Below are 22,592 nucleotides of genomic sequence, written 5' to 3'. Positions count from 1 at the left end.
TTCCCGATGACGACTATTTTCGATCCGATCAAACTGGGCGACCTGGAACTGTCGAACCGCATCATCATGGCGCCGCTGACCCGCTGCCGTGCAGACGACGGTCGCGTACCCAACGCGCTGATGGCCGAGTACTACGTGCAACGCGCTTCCGCCGGGCTGATCCTCAGCGAAGCCACTTCCGTGACGCCGCTGGGCGTGGGCTACCCGGATACCCCGGGCATCTGGTCCAACGACCAGGTACGCGGCTGGGCCAACGTGACCAAGGCGATTCATGGCGCAGGCGGCAAGATCTTCCTGCAGCTGTGGCATGTGGGCCGTATTTCCCACGAGTCGTACTTGAACGGCGAAACTCCGGTTGCACCGAGTGCGATCCAACCTAAAGGACACGTCAGCCTGGTGCGCCCACTGGCCGACTACCCGACCCCTCGCGCGCTGGAAACCGCTGAAATCGCCGACATCGTCGACGCATACCGCACCGGTGCCGAGAACGCCAAGGCCGCCGGTTTTGACGGCGTGGAAATCCACGGTGCCAATGGCTACCTGCTCGACCAATTCCTGCAAAGCAGCACCAACCAGCGTACCGACAACTACGGTGGCTCCCTGGAAAACCGTGCACGCCTGCTGCTGGAAGTGACTGACGCCGCCATCGAAGTCTGGGGCGCCGGTCGCGTGGGTGTGCACTTGGCACCACGCGCCGACTCCCATGACATGGGCGACGACAGCCTGGCGCAGACCTTCACCTACGTCGCCAGCGAATTGGGCAAGCGTGGCATCGCCTTCATCTGCTCGCGTGAAAAGGAAGGCGCTGACAGCCTCGGCCCACAACTCAAAAAAGCCTTTGGCGGTATGTACATTGCCAACGAACGCTTCACCAAGGACAGCGCCAATGCCTGGCTGGCTGAAGGCAAGGCGGATGCGGTGGCCTGGGGCGTGCCGTTTATTGCCAACCCGGACTTGCCAGCGCGGCTGAAGGCGGATGCGCCGCTGAATGAGCCACGCCCGGACACCTTCTACAGCAAGGGCCCGGTCGGTTATATCGACTACCCGACGCTGGCGCTCTGACGTAACGTGCTGAAATGAAAAAGCCCCGGTTCGCAGGAACCGGGGCTTTTTTACTCGTACCTTGAACACACCAACGACCCCATGTGTGCGGGCTTGCCCGCGATGGCGGTGTTTCAGTAACAGGTGAAGTGACTGATCCACCGCCATCGCAGGTAAGCCAGCCCCCACATTTCGAATGTGTGCAGCCAGGGGTAACATTCCTTCACAGCCCTGCAACAAAATCGCTACAAAATACTTAGCCGGCTACCTATCAACCACCCGCCAGCCCGTATATAAAGTCATCCCACCAATCAGGCAGAAGGACGATTGACCATCCTTATGCTTTACTCGTGACACAACCTGACGCAATTACGCATGTTGTCTCAATTGCGCAGGCTGGGGCTCCAGCGCAGCATGTCCAGCCCTGCGTCCACCCAGCGCTCGGCTTCCTGATGTAGCTGGAAGCTGTCGGGGACCAGCAGCCATTGGCCGATCAGCCCGTTGATGTAGGCGTGGATACACACCGCGCCACGGGTGGTGTCGAGGTTTTCCGGCAGTTGCCCGCGATGGACCGCGTTACGCAATGTCAGGCTGATGCGCAGGTTGCATTCCAGGCTGTGGGTCTGACGCTGGCGGCGCATGTCGCACATTTCATCGGTGAATTCGCACTTATGGAACAAGATCTCGTTGATGCGCCGGGTTTTCGGGTCCAAGGCCACTTGATGGAACAAATGAATCAGCAGCTTGCGCATGCAGCCCAGCGGGTCGAGTTCGTCCTCGCTTTCACTGGCCCTGGCCAATTCGTCCAGCGGCTCATGAAGGGTATCGAGCAGCGCCTGCAGCAAATCGGATTTGTTGCTGAAATGCCAGTAGATAGCACCCCGCGTCACACCGGCCAGCGCGGCGATGTCCGCCAGCGTAGTGCGCGCAACGCCGCGCTCATAGAAGGCTTGCTCGGCGGCTTGGAGGATCTGGCTGCGCGTTTCCTGAGCTTCCTCTTTAGTGCGACGAACCATGGCAGTAAAACCTCAATCAGGACACTTGAGACTATCGTTAAGGCAGAATTAATCGCCGGTAATGATCATCTGAATATTTGTGGGACGACACCGTCATGGGTGCCGAACGTAATGGAATCGAGGCTTTGGGCGTTGCTTTGTCAACATTGCGCAAAGCCTGTCAAGAGTTTACAAACAACCATGAACGTAAGTATATTGCGTAGCAAGCTACTTATCCACTCGCCATTTGTTTTTTACCTTTCCACACTGCTGGTGCGCACTCTGCGCGCCTGACCCGAGGATCTTCATGCAACTTAAGCCAGCTGTTACCGCTCTGGTCACTGCCGTCGCCCTGGCATCGCTGCTCAGCGGATGTAAAAAGGAAGAAGCGGCTCCGCCCGCTCAAACCCCTCAGGTCGGCGTGGTCACCATTCAACCGCAAGCCTTTACCCTGACAACCGAGCTGCCAGGCCGTACTACCGCCTACCGCATCGCGGAAGTTCGCCCGCAGGTCAACGGCATCATTCTCAAGCGCCTGTTCAAGGAAGGCGCGGACGTGAAGGAAGGGCAACAGCTCTACCAGATCGACCCATCGATGTATGAAGCCACTCTGAAAAGCGCGCAAGCCACCCTGACCCAGACCAAATCCATCACCGACCGCTACAAGCAGTTGGTCGATGAGCAAGCCGTGAGCCGTCAGGAATACGACACCGCCGTCGCCAACCGCATGACCGCAGAAGCAAACGTTCAAAGCGCGCAGATCAACGTGCGTTACACCAAGGTGTACGCGCCGATCGCCGGTCGCATCGGCCGTTCTTTGGTCACCGAAGGCGCGCTGGTCAGCAACGGCCAAGCCGACTCCATGGCCGTCATCCAGCAACTCGACCCGATCTACGTCGACGTCACGCAGTCTTCGGTAGAAATGCTGAAACTGCGCCGCGACCTGGAAAGCGGCCAGCTGGAAAAAGCCGGCGCCAATGCCGCCAAGGTCAAGCTGACCCTGGAAGACGGCAGCGACTACGGCCAGGATGGCAAGCTGGAATTCTCCGAAGTGTCGGTTGACCAGACCACCGGTTCCGTGACCCTGCGCGCCGTGTTCCCCAACCCTGACCACACCCTGCTGCCTGGCATGTTCGTACACGCCCAGTTGAAAGCCGGCGTGAACAGCAAGGCGATCCTGGCTCCGCAACAAGGCGTAACCCGCGACCTCAAAGGCATCCCGACGGCCCTGATCGTCAATGCCGACAACAAAGTCGAGCAGCGCGTCCTGGTCGCCAACCGCACCGTCGGCGCCTACTGGCTGGTGGAAAAAGGCTTGAACGCCGGTGACCGTGTGATCACCGAAGGCTTGCAGTACGTCAAGCCTGGCGCCGAAGTCAAGGTTAAGGAGGCGGATAACGCCAAGCCTGCGGGAACGGTTGCTGCTCCTGCTGCCACTACGGGCAAAGGGGAGTAATTCATGTCGAAATTTTTTATCGACCGTCCCATTTTCGCCTGGGTAATTGCCCTGGTGATCATGCTGGTCGGGGCACTGTCGATCCTGAAGTTGCCCATCAACCAATACCCGGCCATCGCGCCAACCGCCATCGACATCCAGGTGACCTACCCAGGCGCGTCGGCACAAACCGTGCAGGACACCGTGGTGCAGGTGATCGAGCAACAGCTCAACGGTATCGACAACCTGCGTTATGTCGCCTCGGACAGTAACTCCGACGGCAGCATGACCATCACCGCGACGTTCAACCAGGGTACCAACCCGGACATCGCCCAGGTTCAGGTGCAGAACAAACTGAACCTGGCGACCCCACTGCTGCCGCAAGAAGTGCAGCAGCAGGGTATCCGCGTGACCAAGTCGGTGAAGAACTTCCTGATGGTGATTGGGCTGGTGTCGGAAGACGGCAGCATGAACAAGGACGACCTGTCCAACTACATCGTGTCCAACATCCAGGACCCGATCTCGCGGACCGCGGGTGTCGGTGACTTCCAGGTGTTCGGTTCGCAGTACGCCATGCGTATCTGGCTGGACCCGGCCAAGCTGAACAACTTCCAGTTGACCCCGGTCGATGTCAGCACGGCCATCTCCGCACAGAACGTCCAGGTCGCCACCGGCCAGTTGGGCGGCCTGCCTGCCCTACCCGGCAACCAGCTGAACGCAACCATCATCGGCAAGACCCGTCTGCAAACCGCAGAGCAATTCGGCAACATCCTGATGAAGGTGAACAGCGACGGCTCCCAGGTTCGCCTGCGTGATGTGGCCCGTATCGAACTGGGTGGCCAGAACTACAGCATCAGCGCGCAGTTCAACGGTAATCCGGCTTCCGGTATGGCGATCAAGCTCGCTTCGGGTGCTAACGCCCTCGACACCGCCAAGGCTATCCGCGCCACAGTGGCGTCCCTGGAACCGTTCTTCCCGCCAGGCATGAAGGCGGTGGTGCCGTATGACACCACGCCTGTAGTGACCGAATCGATCTCCGGCGTGGTGCACACCCTGGTCGAAGCGATCGTGCTGGTGTTCCTGGTGATGTTCCTGTTCCTGCAGAACTTCCGCGCCACCATCATCACCACCATGACGGTGCCGGTGGTATTGCTGGGTACCTTCGGGATCCTCGCGGCGTTCGGCTTCACCATCAACACCCTGACCATGTTCGGCATGATCCTGGCCATCGGCTTGCTGGTGGACGATGCCATCGTGGTGGTGGAAAACGTTGAGCGGGTAATGGCCGAGGAACACCTGTCGCCGAAAGAGGCGACGGTCAAGTCCATGGGCCAGATCCAGGGCGCCTTGGTGGGTATTGCCCTGGTGCTGTCGGCGGTACTGTTGCCGATGGCCTTCTTTGGCGGCTCCACCGGTGTGATCTACAAACAGTTCTCCATCACCATTGTTTCGGCCATGGCGCTGTCGGTACTGGTTGCCCTGATCTTCACCCCGGCCTTGTGCGCCACCATGCTCAAGCCGATCGACCCTGAAAAACACGGCCAACCCAAGCGCGGTTTCTTCGGCTGGTTCAACCGCACCTTCGACCGTGGCGTACTGAGCTACGAGCGCGGCGTGGGCAACATGATCAAGCACAAGATCCCGGCGTTCCTGGTGTACGCACTGATCTTCGCCGGCATGATCTGGCTGTTCATGCGCATCCCTGCCGCGTTCCTGCCCGATGAGGACCAGGGCGTGATCTTTGCCCAGGTGCAGACGCCTGTGGGTTCTTCGGCTGAACGTACGCAGAAAGTCATCGATGACATGCGTAGATACCTGCTCAATGACAAGGAAGGCGAGCCTGGCGAAGGCAAAGGCGTGAAATCGGTGTTTACCGTAAACGGCTTCAACTTCGCCGGTCGTGGCCAGAGTTCGGGCCTGGCCTTCGTGATGCTCAAGCCGTGGGATGAACGTGATGCGTCCACCTCCGTGTTTGAAATCGCCAAGCGCGCCCAGGGTTACTTCATGCAGACCTTCCAGGACGCCATGGTATTCGCCATTGTGCCGCCGTCTGTTCTGGAACTGGGTAACGCCACCGGTTTCGACGTGTTCCTGCAAGACCAGGGCGGTGTCGGCCATGAGAAGTTGATGGCGGCCCGTAACCAGTTCCTGGGCATGGCTGCCCAGAGCAAGATCCTCGCAGGTGTGCGCCCCAACGGCGTGAACGATGAGCCGCAGTATGAGCTCACCGTCGATGACGAGAAGGCCAGCGCCCAGGGCATCACGTTGTCGAACATCAATCAGACCCTGGCAATTGCCTTGGGTGGCAGCTACGTCAACGACTTCATCGACCGTGGTCGGGTGAAGAAAGTCTACGTGCAAGGTGAAGCCGCCAGCCGCATGTCGCCTGAAGACCTGAACAAATGGTACGTGCGCAGCGACTCCGGGAAGATGGTGCCGCTGTCGGCCATCGCCTCGGGCAAGTGGATCTACGGCTCGCCGAAGCTCTCGCGCTATAACGGTGTGGCGGCGATGGAGATCCTCGGCACCCCGGCACCGGGCTACAGCACCGGTGACGCCATGACGGAAGTCGAACGCATCGCCAAGCAATTGCCGGCGGGTATCGGCTACGCCTGGACGGGCTTGTCGTACGAAGAACGCTTGTCCGGTTCCCAGGCACCTGCGCTGTACGCTTTGTCGCTGCTCGTGGTGTTCCTGTGCCTGGCGGCACTGTACGAAAGCTGGTCGATCCCGATTGCGGTGGTACTCGTAGTGCCGCTGGGCGTGGTGGGTGCGTTGATCGCCACCAGCATGCGCGGGTTGTCCAACGACGTGTTCTTCCAGGTGGGCCTGTTGGTGACGGTGGGCCTGGCGGCGAAAAACGCCATCCTGATCGTGGAGTTCGCCAAAGAGCTTCACGAACAGGGCAAAGGCATCGTCGAGGCGGCCATCGAGGCGTCCCGTATGCGTCTGCGTCCGATCATCATGACCTCCATGGCGTTCATCCTCGGCGTACTGCCGCTGGCGATCTCCTCAGGCGCAGGTTCAGGCAGCCAGCACGCGATCGGTACCGGTGTAATTGGCGGTATGATCACGGCCACAGTGTTGGCGATCTTCTGGGTGCCGTTGTTCTTTGCAACCGTGTCCGCCATCGGCGACCGTAAACCGAAAGAAACCAAGCAAACTCCTAAAGAGGCTGGCCAATGAGCAAGTCGCTACTTTCCCTAGCCGTCACGGCATTCGTGCTCAGTGGCTGCTCGCTGATACCTGACTATCAGCGCCCCGAAGCGCCAGTGGCCGCGCAGTTCCCGCAGGGGCCGGCGTATTCGTCGGCCCAGGCACCGAGCCAGGCCGCTGCCGAACAGGGCTGGAAGCAGTTTTTCCATGACCCTGCACTGCAACAGTTGATCCAGACCGCGCTGGTGAACAACCGTGACCTGCGCGTTGCGGCCCTGAACATCGACGCCTACGCGGCGCAGTACCGCATCCAGCGTGCCGACCTGTTCCCGGCAGTGTCGGCTAATGGCAGCGGCAGCCGCCAGCGTGTGCCGGCCCGTGCCTCCCAGACCGGCGAAGCGAACATCACCAGCCAATACTCGGCCACCCTCGGGATCAGCTCTTATGAGCTGGACCTGTTCGGTCGCGTACGCAGCCTGAGTGAAGAAGCGCTGCAGAAGTACTTCGCCACTGAAGAAGCCCGCCGCAGCACCCAGATCAGCCTGGTGGCCAGCGTGGCCAATGCCTACCTGACCTGGCAAGCCGATAAGGAACTGCTCAAGCTGACCCAGGACACCCTGGGCGCCTTCGAGCAGAGCTTCAAGCTCACCTCGCGCAGCAACGAAGTCGGCGTGACCTCGGCCCTCGACCTGAGCCAGGCACGCACCTCGGTGGAAAACGCCCGGGTGCAGCTTGCCCGGTATACGCGCCAGGTGGCCCAGGACGAAAACAGCCTGACCCTGCTGCTGGGCACTGGCCTGCCGGCGAATATCGCCAGCAAGCCGCTGTCGGATGACCTGCTCAGCGAAGTGCCGGCCGGGTTGCCCTCGGACCTGCTGCAACGTCGTCCAGACATCCTGCAGGCCGAGTACAACCTCAAGGCGGCCAACGCCAACATCGGCGCCGCCCGTGCTGCGTTCTTCCCGAGCATCAGCTTGACGGCCAACGCCGGCACCCTGAGCCCGGACCTCGGCGGCCTGTTCAAAGGCGGCTCGGGCACCTGGTCGTTCGCTCCGCAGATCAACATCCCGATCTTCAGCGCCGGCAGCTTGCGCGCCAGCCTGGACTACTCGAAGATCCAGAAAGAGATCAACGTGGCGAACTACGAGAAGGCGATCCAGACCGGCTTCCAGGAAGTCTCCGACGGCCTCGCCGCGCGTGAGACCTACAAGCAGCAACTGGAGGCCCAGCGTGGCTTTGTCGCGGCCAACCAGGATTACTACCGCCTGGCCGAGCGTCGCTACCGCATTGGTGTCGACAGCAACCTGACGTTCCTTGACGCTCAGCGCCAACTGTTCAGTGCCCAGCAGTCGCTGATCACCGACCGCCTGGCGCAGTTGAACAGCGAGGTCAACCTGTACAAGGCCCTCGGCGGCGGCTGGAACGAGCAGAGCGCGAAGAACGAGCCGTTGAAAGAAGAAGCACCGGCACTGAAGTTGTTCTGATGCGGTTGTAAAAAAGTAACGCCGCTGTAAACAAAACCGCTTCCCTCACCGGAAGCGGTTTTTTTATGCCTGATGGGTGGCCGCCGGCTTTTGTAGTGAGCGGGCTCAAACGCCCATTGCCTTGCTTTTCGCCCAACCTTTCAGGATAAAATTGGTCACAGATTCTTACAGACCACAGAGGGCGCTTGTCGTAATGATCGTAGGAATCGACCTGGGGACCACCAACAGTCTCGCCGCTGTCTGGCGCGGTGATACCGCGGAATTGGTGCCCAATGCCCTTGGCCAGTTGCTGACCCCAAGCGTGGTCGGTCTGGATGATCAAGGCCGTGTCCTGGTAGGCCAGGCTGCCAAAGAACGCCTGCACACTCACCCTCACCTGACCACGTCGTTGTTCAAACGCTACATGGGCAGTGCCACCGAAGTGCGCCTGGGCGGCCGCTCGTTCCGTCCGGAAGAACTTTGCGCATTGGTGCTCAAAAGCCTGAAGGAAGACATCGAGCGCACCTACGGCCATACCGTCACCGAAGCCGTGATCAGCGTGCCCGCCTATTTCAGCGACGGCCAACGCAAGGCCACACGCATCGCCGGTGAACTGGCAGGGCTCAACGTCGAAAAACTGATCAACGAACCCACCGCTGCCGCCCTCGCCTACGGCCTGCATCAGCGCGACAAGGAAACCTCGTTCCTGGTCTTTGACCTCGGTGGCGGTACCTTCGACGTGTCGATCATTGAGTTGTTCGACGGCGTGATGGAAGTCCGTGCCAGTGCCGGCGACAACTTCCTCGGCGGCGAAGACTTCGACACCCTGCTGCTGGAACACTTCGTCGACAGCCAGCGCAACGCCCAAGGCTTCCCGCCCACCAGCAGCGTACTGCAAGCCCTGCGCCGCGAAGCTGAACGCGTGCGCAAGGCCCTTGGGCAGGACGACAGCGCCGACTTCGCTCTGCGTGTCGATGGCCAGCAATGGGTAAAAACCATCACCCAACAGGAACTGGCCAAGCTCTACACGCCGCTGCTGGAACGCCTGCGCGCACCGATCGAACGGGCCCTGCGTGATGCGCGGATTCGTGTGGGCGACCTGGATGAAATCCTGCTGGTGGGCGGTACCACGCGCATGCCGCTGGTGCGCAAACTCGCCGCCGGGTTGTTCGGGCGTTTCCCGTCCATCAGTCTCGACCCGGACCAAGTGGTCGCCCATGGCGCTGCGATCCAGGCGGCGCTCAAAGCCCGCTCCGCCGCATTGGAAGAAGTGGTGCTGACCGACGTCTGCCCCTACACCTTGGGCATCGAAACCTCTAACCAGTACGGTAGCCATATCGAGAGCGGCCATTACCTGCCGCTGATCGAACGCAACAGCAGCGTGCCGGTGAGCAGGGTCAAAAGCGTGGTCACCCTGTCTGACGACCAGACCCGCGTACTGCTGAAGATCTACCAAGGCGAAAGCCGCCTGGTCAAAGACAACATCGAGCTGGGCCAACTGGAAATTCCCGTGCCCAAGCGCAAGGCCGGTGAAGTCTCGCTGGACGTGCGCTTCACTTACGACAACAACGGCCTGCTGGAAGCCCAGGTGAGCATTCCGCTGACCGGCGAGCAACATTCGCTGGTGATCGAGAACAACCCTGGCGTGCTCAGCCCCGAGGAGATCCAGCAACGCCTGCAAGCCCTGGCGCAGTTGAAGGTTCACCCGCGCGACCAACAGGTCAATACCGTACTCACCGCGCGGCTCGAGCGGCTCTACCAGGAAAGCCTCGGCGAACTTCGCGAGCAGCTTGGGCACTGGGCCGGGCAGTTCCAACAGGTGCTCGATTCCCAGGATGAACGCCGCATCCGTGAAGCCCGCAGCGAACTGACCCGGCAACTTGAGCAACTCGACAACGGGTTCTGGCGCTGAGGGAACACACCATGGATTGCTGGACCGTGCTGCAACTGTCGGAAGACGCTGACGAGCGCACCATCAAGCGCAGCTATGCGCGGCTGCTGAAAAGCTGCCGGCCGGATGACGATGCCGCAGGCTTCCAGCAATTGCGCGAAGCCTATGAAGAAGCACTGGCCTACGCACGCTGGCGGGCTGACTGCGAAGAACAGCCAAACATCGCCGCAACGCCCGCTGCCGAACAGGCCTGCGGTAACCTCAACGACCTCGCCGAGTTGATGGACGTCAGCATCCTGCACCCTGCCCCTTTCGAAGCGCCCAAGGCCGACCCGGCGCATGCCCTGCTCAGTGGACTCAACGTCAGCAACTTCATCGAACGCTGGAACCTGGCCAATCAGCAGGACTGCACCGACGCTTTCCAGGCTGGCCTGCTGCGCCACTGCTTTGAAGCACCGGGCGAACGCAGTCCTATCGCCCAATGGGCGCTACACAACCTGGAATGGCTGACCCCGTGGCAGCAGGTGGCAATGACCACTTGGCAATACGATGCGCTGACCAGCGAACTGCTGCAGGACTACCGCCACACCTTGCAGGAACTGCTGGAGCAAAAGGCCGAGCGCGAGTTCATCACCCAGCTCACGCAGTACAACAACCAGCCCTGGCTACGGGTGTTCGACCTGCAACAGCAGTGGCAACGCATCATCCTGCACCTGCTCCACGACACCACTTGGAGCGTGCCGCTGTTCGAGCGGGTGTGCCAGGTGTTTGGTTGGGACGACCAGAAAGGCGTCTACCCGGAACCGGCGTGGATGTGGCGCGAATGGGTGTCGCGTTGTGAGCAGGAAAGTTTCTATGTTCACCTGCAAGACAAAGCCCAGGACAAACGACGCACGTCCGCCGATGCCTTCGCCGCGCGCCTGCTGCTGACGCCCATGAGCGCCACCCAACAAAAACGCATGATCGACGGGTTTGGCGAAAACGAGTGGAACGCCTGCCAGCACTTGGCTCAAACCCTGACCTGGCGCTACCCGCAATTGGTTGAACGCCTGCCCCAGGCCGACCTGTTCTTCTGGCGCAAGTACGTGCCCCGCCCCATCTACACCCAGGTGTTTATCCGGCTGTGGGCCGTGTTCGCGCTGGGGTTTGGCCTGAGTATTGCGCACGACAAACCCGACAACCTTGACGGGATGTCGGTGGTCATTTTCATGCTGATGGCATTCGTACCGGCGGCCATTGGCTTCCGCGTCACCCAACTGTGGTCCGGGATGAGCTCAACCTACCGGGTTCAGGATGTGTGGCTGAGCCAGCACCTGATTCCCAAGCGGCTCAACCCCAATGACTACTGGCTGGTGATTCGCCATGGTGTACCACAGGCGATCATGCTGGTGGCCTGCGGGTTGATGCTCGGCGTGCTGGGCATGCTCACCTACGCCGGTATGGTCCTGATCAACCTGCAGCACAAAAAACGCATCGGCCACATGAGCCAGAAATTCAGCGAAGGTTACCCGTGGTTGAACGGCTTGCACTGGGCCTTCTGGAGCCCGTTGCAAGCGGTGTTCCTGGTGGTGATGGTCGCGTTAATCATTGCTGCGCAGCACTACTTGCCGCCAGTGCCCTGGACCCACTTCGATCTGCCCAAGCGATAACCGGAAATGCCGGGACTGAGCGCCCGCCAACTTGCGTTCGATCATCGCCCACAACCCGTCCTCCCCCAATTGAATCGCCCCCGCACCGCCCCGCACCATGGCCGCCACCTGCATAAACCCAATAACAACAGGCCCTTACGCCATGAGCACTTTCCACCCGCGCCAGCTCCTGCTGGCAACCGCTGTCGCCAGCCTTGCCCTGCCCGTCGTCGCCGAAGAACACGGCTTTCTCGAAGACGCCAGCGCCAACCTCAACCTGCGTAACTTCTTCTTCAACCGCAACTTCACCAACCCCACTAAAGCCCAGGGCAATGCGCAGGAGTGGACGCAGAGTTTCATCCTCGACGCCAAGTCCGGTTTCACCCAAGGCACCGTGGGTTTTGGCGTGGATGTACTGGGGCTGTATTCGTTGAAGCTGGACGGTGGGCGCGGCACCGGGGGTACCCAGTTGCTGCCGTTGGACCATGATGGCCGCCCTGCGGATGAGTTCGGACGCCTCGGTGTAGCGTTCAAGGCGCGCATCTCCAAGACCGACGTGAAGGTCGGTGAATGGATGCCGGTGCTGCCTATCCTGCGCTCGGACGATGGTCGCTCCCTGCCGCAAACCTTGCGCGGCGGGCAGATCACCTCCAGGGAAATCGACGGCCTGACCCTCTACGGCGGCCAGTTCCGCGCCAACAGCCCGCGTGACGACAGCAGCATGACCGACATGTCGATGGTCGGTAAAACCGCGTTCACTTCCGACCGCTTCAACTTCCAGGGCGGCGAGTACGCGTTCAATGACAAACGCACGCAGATCGGCCTGTGGAACGCGCAGCTCAAGGACATCTACAGCCAGCAGTTCGTTAACCTGACCCACAGCCAGCCATTGGGCGACTGGACCCTGGGCGCCAACCTTGGCTTTTTCTATGGCAAGGACGACGGCAGCGCCCGCGCAGGCGAGCTGGACAACAAGACCTGGTCCGGCCTGTTCTCGGCCAAGTACGGCGGCAACACCTTCTATGTCGGCCTGCAAAAACTCACCGGCGACAGCGCCTGGATGCGCGTCAACGGCACCAGCGGCGGCACCCTGGCCAACGACAGCTACAACTCGAGCTACGACAACGCCCAAGAGAAATCCTGGCAGGTGCGTCACGACTACAACTTCGCCACCCTCGGCGTGCCCGGGCTGACCCTGATGAATCGCTACATCAGCGGCAGCAATGTGCACACCGGGACGATCACTGATGGCAAGGAATGGGGCCGCGAAAGCGAATTGGGCTATACCGTGCAAAGCGGCGCCGCGAAAAACCTGACAGTGCGCCTGCGCAATTCGAGCATGCGGCGTGACTACAGCAACAATGAGTTTGATGAGAATCGGTTGATCATCAGCTATCCGATCAGTCTGCTGTAAACCCGAATGACATGTATCGGGGAACGATCTGACGCGTCCGACCGATTCCAAGAGACAGGGTCAGCAACTGGCTCCGCGAAAAGGACAATACATGGGCGTTTCAAAACCTGTTACACACGCTCACCCGAGCCACCCCAAAGGGGCACACAGTTCGACGACTGCGCGCCATGAGGTCTTCAGCAACAGCCAATACCTGGGCTGACGCCGATCAGCGCTCGCCTGTCAGACTGTCACCTCACACAGCCGATCTTGCTGTATCGTGCGCGCCTGCCGCTGCTGATCCCACCCAACAGCGGCCTTCTATTTGAGCCCGCGCCCGCCATGAAATCCTTCGCCATCGCATCCGCCATGCTAGCCCTGGCCCTGAGCCTCAGCGGCTGCATCGGCGCCCCCATCGCCCTGACACCGCAGACCGAACAACGCCTGCAAGCTCAGGCGCCGATCCGCTTTCTACTGACCTTCGATGACGGCCCCAGCGCATCGGGCTACAACAACCCGAGCCGTTCGGTGGTGGCCGACCTGGCGCAGAACCCGGTATTGCCGGGGATCAAGGCGGTGTTTTTCCTGCAAACCGAAGCAGCCCGCTCCGGTGGCAGTTCGCGGGGCCGCAAGACGATGGAGCGTGAATACGCGGGCGGGCATATCCTGGCCTTCCACACGGCCACGGCGTTTCATACCAACCATCGTTGGCTGAATGACGCGACACTTGAAAGCACCCTCACCCAGGGCGCAGCCGACATTGCCGCCATCACCGGTGCACCGCCCACGCTGGTACGTCCACCGTTCTGGAACTACGACCGCCGCACCTTCGCCGCCTACAAGCGCCATGGCATGCACGTGTTGTTGACCGACCTGAGCGCCAATGACGGCAAGATCTGGGGCTTCAACGGCAGCCCACGGCGCCGGGCGAATGTGTATCGGCAACTGTCGGTGGTGCGCGAGCGCATCGCATTGGGGCAACTGCCGACCGTGGACGGCGTGATACCAGTGGTGGTGACGTTCCACGACATCAACCGCTATACCGCGATCCATATGCAGGAGTACTTGCAGATCCTGCTGGACAGCGCGCGCGTCACTGGCATGAAGACGGCCGCTGCGCCGTTCTACACCGACACCGCCCAGCTTCAGCGCGCGGCGTTGGCAAGGACCGTGAAGGATGTGAGTGAAGAGGTGCATCTGCCGGGTGTGTGGCACTGGGTGTGGGATGCGGATTCCCACTGATTCCCGGTGCGATAGAGGCCAGCGCCCACATTTGATCGTATTTCAGGTTCAGTCTTGCTCGCGCGACTCCACCCCCAGCTCATCCCACACCGACTCAGCCAAATGGAACGTCGCATTCGCCGCCGGAATCCCGCAGTAGATCGCGCTCTGCATCAGCACTTCCTTGATCTCAGCACGGGTCACGCCATTGCTGGCGGCGGCGCGCAGGTGCAGCTTGAGTTCTTCGCTGCGGTTCATGCCGATCAGCATGGCGATGGTGATCAGGCTGCGGGTGTGCCGAGGCAGGCCGGGACGGGTCCAGATATCACCCCAGGCATGGCGGGTGATCATTTCCTGGAACTCACTGTTGAACTCGGTCAGGGCATTGAGGCTGCGGTCGACATGGGCATCACCCAGCACTTCGCGACGCACTTGCAGGCCTTCGGCATAACGTTGTTTCTCGTCCACAAAAAACTCCTGATTCACTAGGAAACGCGATCTGTAGTGCGTAAAAATTCGATAACGCGCTCGCTGAACGCAGCACCGGCCTGAACGTTGGACAAATGCGCTGCGTAGAACTCAGCGTACTCGGCACCCTGCACATGGTTCTGGATAAAGTGGCTGCCCGCAGGCGGTGTGACTGCGTCTTCAGTGCCGGTAATCGCCAGGGTCGGCACTTTGATAAAGGCCAGTTGGTCGCGAAAATCCGCATCCCGCACCGCTGCGCAGTTGGCGGCGTAACCCTCAGGCGAGGTCGCCGCAAGCATGTCGGTAATCTGCCGGGCCTGGTGCGGGTTGGCCGCCGCAAAGTCGGCGGTAAACCAGCGCGCAATCGACGCATCGCGCAGCGCAACCATCGCCGCTGCGCCATCGCGCAGCACCCTCTCGATGCGTGGGTTCCAAGCGTCGGGCGTGCCGATCTTGGCGGCAGTGTTGCACAGCACCAGGCGGTGCAGGCGGCCGCCCGCATTGATGCCCAGCCACTGGCCGATCAAGCCGCCCATGGACAAGCCGCAGAAATGTGCGCGTTGGATGGCCAGTGCGTCGAGCAGCGCGATCACGTCGTGACCGAGTTGCTCGATGCTGTAGGGCCCAGGACTGACCAAGGATTTGCCATGGCCACGGGTGTCAAAACGCAGCACGCGAAAATGTTTGGTGAAGACCGGGATCTGGATGTCCCACATGTGCAGGTCGGTGCCCAATGAGTTGGAAAGCACCAACACTGGCGCGTCCACAGGCCCGTCCAATTTGTAATGCAGTTCGCCCTCGGCGAGTTGTAAAAATGCCACGGTGGTCTCCTCAAGCAAAGTGTTCGGCTACAGCGCGGGTGACCCAGGTGCGGGCCTGGCCCAGGTAATGGGCGGGATCAAGCAAGCGGTCCAGTTCAGCCGCTGACAGCTCGGCGGTGACTTGCGGCTCATCCGCCAATACCGCGCGCAGATGCCGGCCTTCTGCGACGGCGCGTTTGCAGCATTGCTCCAGCAGATGGTGTGCAGTTTCACGGCCCAGGCGCTGGGCGAGCACGATGCTGACGGCTTCGGCCAGCACCAGGCCTTGGGTCAGGTCGAGGTTGTGCGCCATGCGTTGCGGGTCGACTTCCAACCCTTCGCTCACCAGCAAGGCCTGTTGCAACGCGCCGGAGACCAACCGGCAAATCTCCGGCAAGGTTTCCCATTCGGCATGCCACAGGCCCAGGCTGCGCTCGTGCTCCTGGGGCATGGCACTGAACATTGTCGCCACCAACCCGGGCACACGGGTCGCGGCGCTGATCAGCACTGCGGCGCCCACCGGGTTGCGCTTGTGCGGCATGGTCGATGAGCCGCCTTTGCCCGGCGCGGAGGGCTCAAAGAGCTCCGCCGCTTCGGTTTGCATCAGCAGGCTGATATCGCGGCCCAGTTTGCCGAGGCTGCCAGCGATCAGGCCAAGCACGCTCGCGAATTCCACCAGACGATCCCGTTGGGTGTGCCAGGGCTGTTCGGGCAAGGTCAGTTGCAGCTCTGTTGCCAGCGCCTCGGCCACCGGCATGGCCTGTTCGCCCAGCGCTGCGAGGGTTCCGGAGGCACCGCCGAATTGCAGCACCAGCAAGCGCGGTTTCAGTTCGGCGAGACGTTGCCGACTGCGCGTGACTGCCCCCAGCCAACCGGCGATTTTCATCCCCAGGGTCACCGGCGTCGCATGCTGCAACCAGGTCCGCCCAGCGAGTGGCACGGTCGCATAGCGCTGGGCCTGGGTGGCAAGAATGTCGCCCAGGCGCGCCAGGTCCGTTTCGATCAACGCCACGGCCTGGCGCAGTTGCAGCACCAGCCCGGTGTCCATCACATCCTGGCTCGTCGCGCCCAGGTGCACATAACGTTCGGCGCCGGGGTCTTCAGCGGCAATCAACTTGCCCAATGCCTTCACCAACGGAATCGCCGAATTCCCCGCCGTGGCAATCGCCACGCCGAGGGCATCGACGTCATACAGCGACGCCAGGCACGCCTGGGCGATCGGTGCGACCGCGGCCTGGGGGATCAAACCGACCCGAGCCTCGGCCCGGGCCAACCCCGCCTCAAAATCCAGCATGCCCTGCAAACGTCCCCTGTCGCAGAACACCTCGGCCATGCTGTCCGCCGTGAAATAAGCGTCGAACAATTGATTGCTCGTGCGCAGCGTCATAGCTCATCCCTTAAAGATCGTGATGCAAGTACTCCGCCTGTTTAGGCAGGCGCAAGCTGAACAGGAAAGCCACTGCCATCATGCCGGTGACGTACCAGTAAAAAGTGTTTTCCATGCCCATGGATTTCAGGCCCAAGGCCACGTATTCCGCCGAACCGCCGAAGATCGCATTGGCCACCGCATAGGCCAGGCCCACACCCAATGCACGTACGTGCGGTGGGAACATTTCCGCTTTCACCAGGCCGCTGATAGAGGTATAGAAGCTGACAATGGCCAGCGCCAGGGAGATCAGCACAAAAGCCAGGAACGGGCTGGTCACGGTTTTCAGGGTCAGCAGGATCGGTACCGTGCACAGGGTGCCGAGGGCACCGAACCAGAGCATCGAGTTACGCCGGCCGATCTTGTCCGAAAGCATGCCGAACAGCGGCTGCATGCACATGTACACGAACAGCGCGCCGGTCATGATGTAGCTGGCGGTCTTGGCATGCATCCCGGCAGTGTTCACCAGGTACTTCTGCATGTAGGTGGTAAAGGTGTAGAAAATCAGCGAGCCGCCGGCGGTGTAGCCGAGCACGGTGATAAACGCCGCCTTATGGTTGCGGAACAGCGCGGCGATGCTGCCGGCGTCCTTGTCCTGGCGCATTTCCTTACTGGCGGTTTCCTTGAGGGTGCGACGCAGCAGCAGCGAGATCATCGCCGCCACCGCGCCGATCACGAACGGAATCCGCCAGCCCCAGGCGCGCAATTCGTCTTCGGTGAGGATCTGTTGCAGGATCACCACCACCAGCACAGCCAGCAATTGCCCGCCGATCAGGGTTACGTACTGGAACGAGGCGAAGAAACCGCGCTGGCCCTTGAGCGCGACTTCACTCATATAGGTCGCGGTGGTGCCGTATTCGCCACCCACTGACAAGCCTTGGAAAAGTCGTGCCGCCAACAGCAACGCCGGGGCCCAGGCGCCGATGTCTTTGTAAGTCGGCAGGAAGGCAATGACCAGCGAGCCGGCGCACATCATCAGCACCGAGATCATCATCGAGTTCTTACGGCCGTGCTTGTCGGCCACCCTACCAAACAGCCAGCCGCCGATAGGCCGCATCAGGAACCCGGCGGCGAACACACCCGCAGTGTTGAGCAGTTGGACCGTGGGGTCGTCCGACGGGAAAAACGCTGGGGCGAAGTAGATGGCGCAGAAGGCGTAGACGTAGAAGTCGAACCATTCGACGAGGTTGCCGGACGAAGCACCGACAATCGCAAAAATCCGTTTGCTGCGTTCTTCTCCGGTGTAGTGACTGGTGGTTGTTGTCATGTTTTTTTCACTCAGTGGGAACGGTTATAGCCTAGACATACTTTGCAACAACCATGTTCCGCATTTGAAGCAGTGACAAGTTTCAAGCGGCAAGCTGCAAGAGAAGAGCGACAGCGATCGCCTGCTTTTCCTTGTAGCTTGCCGCTTGAAACTTGCCGCTGCTACCGATCAATAATCGAAGAACACCGTTTCCTTATTCGTCCCCTGCAACACCACATTCCACTGATGCACACCCGCCGCATCCGGCTTGGCAATCAAGGTGCTACGCCGCTCCGCCGCCACACACGCCAACAACGGGTCATCCCCATTCATCGGCTCACCGTCAAAATAAATCCGCGTCAGCAGGTGCTTCACCAACCCTCGCGCAAACACCAGCACGACCAGATGCGGCGCCTGGGTCGTGCCCTTCAACCCCGGCACGGCGCCCGGCTTGATGGTGGTAAAGCGAAATCGCCCTTCTGCATCCACCGGCACGCGGCCGAAACCTTCGAAGTTCGGGTCCAGCGCTTTGTCCTGCTCATCTTCGGGGTGGTCATATTTACCGGCGGCGTTGGCCTGCCAGACTTCAAGCATGGCGTCGTTGACGACATCGCCGTTGCCATCCACCACTTGCCCGCTGATCGCCACACGCTCGCCAAGGGTGGCGGCCACGGTCAGGTCTTCGCGGTTCAGCCAGGTCAGGCCAATGTGGTAATAAGGCCCAACGGTGTGGGACGTGGTCGCGTTGAGTGTCATCTTATTTCTCCATCGGCGTGGCGTCGCGGCCGCGAAGGACAATGTCCCAACGGTAGCCGAGGGCGTAGTGCGGGACGGTTTTTTCCAGGTCGAAACGGGCGATCAGGCGTTCCTTGGCCGAGGTATCCGGCACGCAGTTGTAGATCGGGTCGTATTCCAACAGCGGGTCGCCGGGGAAGTACATCTGCGTGACCAGGCGCGTCAGCACACTCGGGCCAAACAGCGAAAAGTGGATATGCGCCGGGCGCCAGGCGTTGTGGTGATTGCCCCATGGGTAGGCACCGGGCTTGATGGTCTGGAACTGGTACCCGCCGTCAGCGTCGGTCACGGTGCGACCGGTGCCGGTGAAATTCGGGTCCAGCGGTGCATCGTGCAGGTCGCGTTTGTGGTTGTAGCGGCCGGCGGCGTTAGCCTGCCAGATTTCCACAAGAATGCCCGGCACCGGCAGGCCATTCTCGTCCAGCACGCGGCCGTGAATGATGATGCGCTCGCCCTGGGGCTCGCCCTCATGCTGGGCAGTGAGGTCATTGTCCTTCTCATTGATCCGCTCGGCGCCGATCGTCGGGCCGGTGATTTCCGACAAAGAGTGTGGCAAGAACACCAACGGCTGGGACGGCGAGCGCAGGTTTGTCGACTGGTAGGCCGGGTGCAGGTAATCAGGTTGGGTGCCCGCTTGCGGGCGTCGGTATCCGGGCTTGTCACTCATGGAACAATCCTCTCTTGTTAGATGCGTTCAATCGCCAGGGCCAAGCCTTGTCCGACGCCCACGCACAGGGTCGCCAGGCCTTTGCGGCCGCCGGTTTTTTCGAGTTGATGCAAGGCGGTCAGCACCAGCCGCGCGCCACTCATGCCCAACGGGTGGCCGAGGGCGATGGCACCACCATTCGGGTTGACCTGCGGCGCGTCGTCGGCGATGCCCAGTTCACGCAGCACCGCCAGGCCTTGGCTGGCGAAGGCTTCGTTGAGTTCGATCACATCAAAGTCGGTGACCGCCAGGCCCAGCCGCTCCACCAGTTTGCGCACCGCCGGCACCGGGCCGATGCCCATCACGCGCGGTGCGACGCCAGCGCTGGCCATGCCCAACACGCGGGCGCGGGCGGTCAAGCCGTGTTTCTTGACGGCGTCGGCGGAGGCCAGGATCAACGCTGCCGCACCGTCATTCACACCCGACGCATTGCCAGCGGTGACGGTTTTGTCAGGGCCGTTGACCGGTTTGAGTTTGGCCAGGGTTTCCAGCGTGGTGTCACGTGGATGTTCATCCTGCTCGACAACAGTCTCGCCTTTTTTATGGGCAACCCGCACCGGCACGATTTCTTCGGCGAAGAACCCAGCGGCTTGCGCGGCAGCGGTGCGTTGCTGACTGCGCAGGGCGAAGGCGTCCTGGTCGGCGCGGGATACGTGGTAATCGTCAGCGACGTTATCGGCGGTCTGCGGCATGGCATCCACGCCGTACTGGGCCTTCATCAACGGGTTGATAAAGCGCCAGCCGATGGTGGTGTCTTCCAGCTTCATGTTGCGCGAAAACGCCGCGTCGGCCTTGCCCATCACGAACGGCGCACGGGACATCGACTCGACGCCACCGGCAATCGCCAGCTCCATTTCACCGCTGGCAATGGCGCGGAAGGCCGTGCCGATGGCGTCCATGCCCGAGGCGCACAGGCGGTTGAGCGTCACGCCTGGAATGCTCTCCGGCAGGCCCGCCAGCAACAGCGCCATGCGTGCCACGTTACGATTGTCTTCGCCGGCCTGGTTGGCACAACCGAGGAACACCTCATCAACCGCACTCCAATCCACCGAAGGGTTGCGCTCGATCAGCGCTTTGATCGGCAACGCCGCCAAATCATCGGCACGCACGGTGGACAAGCCACCGCCGAAACGGCCGATGGGGGTACGAATGGCGTCACAGATAAATACGTCGCGCATCAGGCTTCTCCCGGCGCTTGGCCATGGGCCGCCGCGGTACGTGCTTCAAGGTCACGCAAAGCGGTCAGCTCTACATCGGTCGGTTCAGCGGTGGTGTCGACCTTGTCGGCAAATCGAATCGCCCAGCCGGTCGCCGCCACTACCTGTTCACGGGTAACACCGGGGTGCAGCGCGGTAACCACGAATTCGTGGGTGCCCTCTTCAGGCTCCATAATGCACAGGTCGGTAATAATCCCTACCGGTCCCGCGCCTGGCAGGCCCAGGCGTTTGCGCGAGTCGCCGCCTTCGCCGTGGCCGACCGAGGTGATGAAGTCCAGCTTGTCGACAAACGAACGCGCCGACTGTTTGAGGATGATCAGCACGCTCTTGGCGGAACCGGCGATCTCCGGCGCGCCACCGGCACCCGGCAGGCGCACTTTAGGCTGGTGGTAGTCACCGACCACGGTGGTATTGATATTGCCGAAACGGTCGACCTGGGCCGCACCAAGAAAGCCCACGTCAATGCGCCCGCCCTGCAGCCAATAGCGAAAGATCTCACCGGTCGGCACCACGGTGTCAGCGGTTTCCGCCAGCTCGCCGTCGCCGATGGACAGCGGCAATACGCTGGGCTTGGCGCCAATCGGGCCGGACTCGTAGATCAGCACCACATCCGGCGACGAGGTCAGGCGCGCCAGGTTGGCCGCCTTCGACGGCAGGCCGATGCCAACAAAGCAGACGGAGCCGTTCTTGAGGCGCCGCGCGGCGGCGACGGTCATCATTTCATGGGTCGAGTAAGCCATTACTTGGCCTCCTGCGCGGCGGCCAGCGTGGCCTGGAATTCAGTGAAATCGGCGGTGCCATGGATGTATTCGTCAATCCAGGCGGTAAAGGTCCCACGGTCGCGTGCGATTGGGTCCCACGCCTGATAGAAGCGGTTATCCCGCTCGTTGTAACCATGGGCGTAGGAAGGGTGGGCGCCACCGGGTACATGGCACACCGCAGTCAGGGCCCAGGTCGGCAACACGCAGCTGTTCATCGGCGCGTTGAGGTCATCGACGATTTCCTCGACGGTGACGATGCAACGCTTGGCCGCCAGTGCCGCTTCCTTCTGCACGCCAAGAATGCCCCAGAGCAACACGTTGCCCTTGCGGTCGGCTTTTTGCGCATGGATCACGGTGACATCCGGACGCACCGACGGCACCGCAGCGAGCACTTCGCCGGTGAACGGACAGGTCACGGTCTTGATCAGCGGGTTGACCTTGGGCAAGTCGGAACCGGCGTAGGCACGCAGTACCGCGAAGGGTAGGCCGGAAGCACCGGCGACGTAGGCATTGGCCAGGTCGGCGTGGCTGTGCTCTTCGATCTCCAGCGGTTGCGGCCATTGCTTCTCGACCGCATCGCGCAGGCGATGCAGGGAGCCAACGCCCGGGTTGCCGCCCCAGGAAAAAATCAACTTGCGGGCGCAACCGGCACCGATCAACTGGTCGTAGACCAGGTCAGGCGTCATACGCACCAGCGTCAGGTCTTTCTTACCCTGACGAATGATTTCATGACCCGCTGCCGTAGGGATCAGATGAGTGAAGCCTTCCAGAGCGACGGTGTCGCCGTCGTTCACAAATTGCTTCACCGCGTCACGCAGCGCGAGGATTTCAGCCATGGGGTTCGGGCTCCCAGTGTGGATCGAAAAAGGCGCTGAGGTGGCGCCGAAGTGCTTGAAGATTAAGCTGGGGAAATGAGCCAAACAATCCGATAATCGACTAAGCGTTCGATA

At 61.3% G+C, this 22,592-nt stretch carries 18 protein-coding genes; 8 read left to right on the top strand and 10 right to left on the bottom strand.

Going from position 1 to position 22,592, the window contains the following annotated elements; all coding sequences use genetic code 11:
- The first annotated feature begins 6 nt into the window (after window positions 1-6).
- A complete protein-coding gene (locus tag AACY44_RS14345; protein ID WP_339530469.1) occupies window positions 7-1,062 on the top strand; it encodes an alkene reductase in 1,056 nt (351 codons plus the stop codon).
- A gap of 362 nt (window positions 1,063-1,424) precedes the next feature.
- Here the strand turns inward: AACY44_RS14345 and AACY44_RS14340 are convergent, their stop codons facing one another.
- A complete protein-coding gene (locus tag AACY44_RS14340; RefSeq protein ID WP_339414994.1) occupies window positions 1,425-2,057 on the bottom strand; it encodes a TetR family transcriptional regulator in 633 nt (210 codons plus the stop codon).
- A 286-nt stretch (window positions 2,058-2,343) separates the two neighbouring features.
- Here AACY44_RS14340 and AACY44_RS14335 point away from each other — a divergent pair, with 286 nt between their 5' ends.
- The 7 genes from AACY44_RS14335 to AACY44_RS14305 all read left to right on the top strand — a co-directional run bounded on the left by AACY44_RS14335 (window position 2,344) and on the right by AACY44_RS14305 (window position 14,244).
- Window positions 2,344-3,492, top strand: coding sequence for an efflux RND transporter periplasmic adaptor subunit (locus AACY44_RS14335; protein WP_339414995.1), 1,149 nt, complete (start codon window positions 2,344-2,346; stop codon window positions 3,490-3,492).
- Window positions 3,493-3,495: 3 nt separating this feature from the next.
- The gene (locus tag AACY44_RS14330) at window positions 3,496-6,657 is read left to right on the top strand and encodes an efflux RND transporter permease subunit (protein WP_339414996.1); all 3,162 of its coding nucleotides are present in this window, start codon (window positions 3,496-3,498) and stop codon (window positions 6,655-6,657) included.
- Window positions 6,654-8,111 carry an AdeC/AdeK/OprM family multidrug efflux complex outer membrane factor gene (gene adeC / locus AACY44_RS14325; protein ID WP_339530467.1) on the top strand — a complete coding sequence of 486 codons (1,458 nt, stop codon included), beginning with the start codon at window positions 6,654-6,656 and terminating at the stop codon, window positions 8,109-8,111. The genes AACY44_RS14330 and adeC overlap by 4 nt, the downstream gene beginning before the upstream one ends.
- A 193-nt stretch (window positions 8,112-8,304) precedes the next feature.
- Window positions 8,305-10,002: a molecular chaperone HscC gene (locus AACY44_RS14320; RefSeq protein WP_339414998.1), complete on the top strand. Its 1,698-nt coding sequence runs from the start codon at window positions 8,305-8,307 to the stop codon at window positions 10,000-10,002.
- An 11-nt stretch (window positions 10,003-10,013) separates the two neighbouring features.
- Window positions 10,014-11,630, top strand: coding sequence for a J domain-containing protein (locus tag AACY44_RS14315; RefSeq protein WP_339530465.1), 1,617 nt, complete (start codon window positions 10,014-10,016; stop codon window positions 11,628-11,630).
- Between the two features lie 142 nt (window positions 11,631-11,772).
- Entirely contained in the window at window positions 11,773-13,023 is a 1,251-nt protein-coding gene (locus AACY44_RS14310; RefSeq protein ID WP_339415000.1) for an OprD family porin, read from the top strand.
- 321 nt (window positions 13,024-13,344) lie between these two features.
- Window positions 13,345-14,244, top strand: a complete 900-nt coding sequence (locus AACY44_RS14305) for a polysaccharide deacetylase family protein (RefSeq protein WP_339415001.1) — start codon at window positions 13,345-13,347, stop codon at window positions 14,242-14,244.
- Between the two features lie 48 nt (window positions 14,245-14,292).
- On the opposite strand, the gene pcaC is transcribed toward AACY44_RS14305, so the two are convergent.
- The 9 genes from pcaC to AACY44_RS14260 form a co-directional block, all read right to left on the bottom strand.
- Window positions 14,293-14,691, bottom strand: a complete 399-nt coding sequence (pcaC, locus tag AACY44_RS14300) for a 4-carboxymuconolactone decarboxylase (RefSeq protein WP_339415002.1) — start codon at window positions 14,689-14,691, stop codon at window positions 14,293-14,295.
- 17 nt (window positions 14,692-14,708) lie between these two features.
- Complete coding sequence (gene pcaD / locus AACY44_RS14295; protein WP_339530463.1) at window positions 14,709-15,512, bottom strand: 3-oxoadipate enol-lactonase; 804 nt, start codon at window positions 15,510-15,512, stop codon at window positions 14,709-14,711.
- A 10-nt stretch (window positions 15,513-15,522) separates the two neighbouring features.
- On the bottom strand, window positions 15,523-16,878 hold the full coding sequence (locus AACY44_RS14290) for a 3-carboxy-cis,cis-muconate cycloisomerase (protein WP_339435924.1): 1,356 nt from the start codon (window positions 16,876-16,878) through the stop codon (window positions 15,523-15,525).
- A gap of 10 nt (window positions 16,879-16,888) precedes the next feature.
- The gene (locus AACY44_RS14285; RefSeq protein ID WP_339415005.1) at window positions 16,889-18,184 is read right to left on the bottom strand and encodes an MFS family transporter; all 1,296 of its coding nucleotides are present in this window, start codon (window positions 18,182-18,184) and stop codon (window positions 16,889-16,891) included.
- Window positions 18,185-18,352: 168 nt separating this feature from the next.
- Entirely contained in the window at window positions 18,353-18,919 is a 567-nt protein-coding gene (gene pcaG / locus AACY44_RS14280) for a protocatechuate 3,4-dioxygenase subunit alpha (protein ID WP_339415006.1), read from the bottom strand.
- Window position 18,920: 1 nt separating this feature from the next.
- Window positions 18,921-19,625, bottom strand: coding sequence for a protocatechuate 3,4-dioxygenase subunit beta (gene pcaH / locus AACY44_RS14275; RefSeq protein ID WP_339469532.1), 705 nt, complete (start codon window positions 19,623-19,625; stop codon window positions 18,921-18,923).
- Between the two features lie 17 nt (window positions 19,626-19,642).
- Window positions 19,643-20,845, bottom strand: a complete 1,203-nt coding sequence (gene pcaF, locus AACY44_RS14270) for a 3-oxoadipyl-CoA thiolase (protein ID WP_339415053.1) — start codon at window positions 20,843-20,845, stop codon at window positions 19,643-19,645.
- Window positions 20,842-21,621, bottom strand: coding sequence for a CoA-transferase subunit beta (locus tag AACY44_RS14265; protein WP_339415008.1), 780 nt, complete (start codon window positions 21,619-21,621; stop codon window positions 20,842-20,844). The genes pcaF and AACY44_RS14265 overlap by 4 nt, the downstream gene beginning before the upstream one ends.
- Window positions 21,621-22,478: a CoA transferase subunit A gene (locus tag AACY44_RS14260; protein WP_339435923.1), complete on the bottom strand. Its 858-nt coding sequence runs from the start codon at window positions 22,476-22,478 to the stop codon at window positions 21,621-21,623. Before AACY44_RS14260 ends, AACY44_RS14265 begins: the two co-directional genes overlap by 1 nt.
- Window positions 22,479-22,592: the final 114 nt, after the last annotated feature.

Source organism: Pseudomonas sp. RA_15y_Pfl1_P11 (assembly GCF_963970975.1).
GTDB lineage: Bacteria > Pseudomonadota > Gammaproteobacteria > Pseudomonadales > Pseudomonadaceae > Aquipseudomonas > Aquipseudomonas tritici.
Note: the sequence above shows the minus strand (reverse complement) of the source record. Positions and strands in the feature narration are given on the sequence as shown.

Bases quoted from the DNA above. Each gene is read 5' to 3' on its own strand.
- adeC (WP_339530467.1), top strand. From the start codon at position 6,654: ATGAGCAAGTCGCTACTTTCCCTAGCCGTCACGGCATTCGTGCTCAGT.
- AACY44_RS14340 (WP_339414994.1), bottom strand. From the start codon at position 2,057: ATGGTTCGTCGCACTAAAGAGGAAGCTCAGGAAACGCGCAGCCAGATC.
- AACY44_RS14265 (WP_339415008.1), bottom strand. From the start codon at position 21,621: ATGGCTTACTCGACCCATGAAATGATGACCGTCGCCGCCGCGCGGCGC.
- AACY44_RS14330 (WP_339414996.1), top strand. From the start codon at position 3,496: ATGTCGAAATTTTTTATCGACCGTCCCATTTTCGCCTGGGTAATTGCC.
- pcaH (WP_339469532.1), bottom strand. From the start codon at position 19,625: ATGAGTGACAAGCCCGGATACCGACGCCCGCAAGCGGGCACCCAACCT.
- AACY44_RS14260 (WP_339435923.1), bottom strand. From the start codon at position 22,478: ATGGCTGAAATCCTCGCGCTGCGTGACGCGGTGAAGCAATTTGTGAAC.
- AACY44_RS14285 (WP_339415005.1), bottom strand. From the start codon at position 18,184: ATGACAACAACCACCAGTCACTACACCGGAGAAGAACGCAGCAAACGG.
- AACY44_RS14335 (WP_339414995.1), top strand. From the start codon at position 2,344: ATGCAACTTAAGCCAGCTGTTACCGCTCTGGTCACTGCCGTCGCCCTG.
- AACY44_RS14290 (WP_339435924.1), bottom strand. From the start codon at position 16,878: ATGACGCTGCGCACGAGCAATCAATTGTTCGACGCTTATTTCACGGCG.
- AACY44_RS14315 (WP_339530465.1), top strand. From the start codon at position 10,014: ATGGATTGCTGGACCGTGCTGCAACTGTCGGAAGACGCTGACGAGCGC.
- AACY44_RS14310 (WP_339415000.1), top strand. From the start codon at position 11,773: ATGAGCACTTTCCACCCGCGCCAGCTCCTGCTGGCAACCGCTGTCGCC.
- AACY44_RS14345 (WP_339530469.1), top strand. From the start codon at position 7: ATGACGACTATTTTCGATCCGATCAAACTGGGCGACCTGGAACTGTCG.
- pcaG (WP_339415006.1), bottom strand. From the start codon at position 18,919: ATGACACTCAACGCGACCACGTCCCACACCGTTGGGCCTTATTACCAC.
- AACY44_RS14320 (WP_339414998.1), top strand. From the start codon at position 8,305: ATGATCGTAGGAATCGACCTGGGGACCACCAACAGTCTCGCCGCTGTC.
- AACY44_RS14305 (WP_339415001.1), top strand. From the start codon at position 13,345: ATGAAATCCTTCGCCATCGCATCCGCCATGCTAGCCCTGGCCCTGAGC.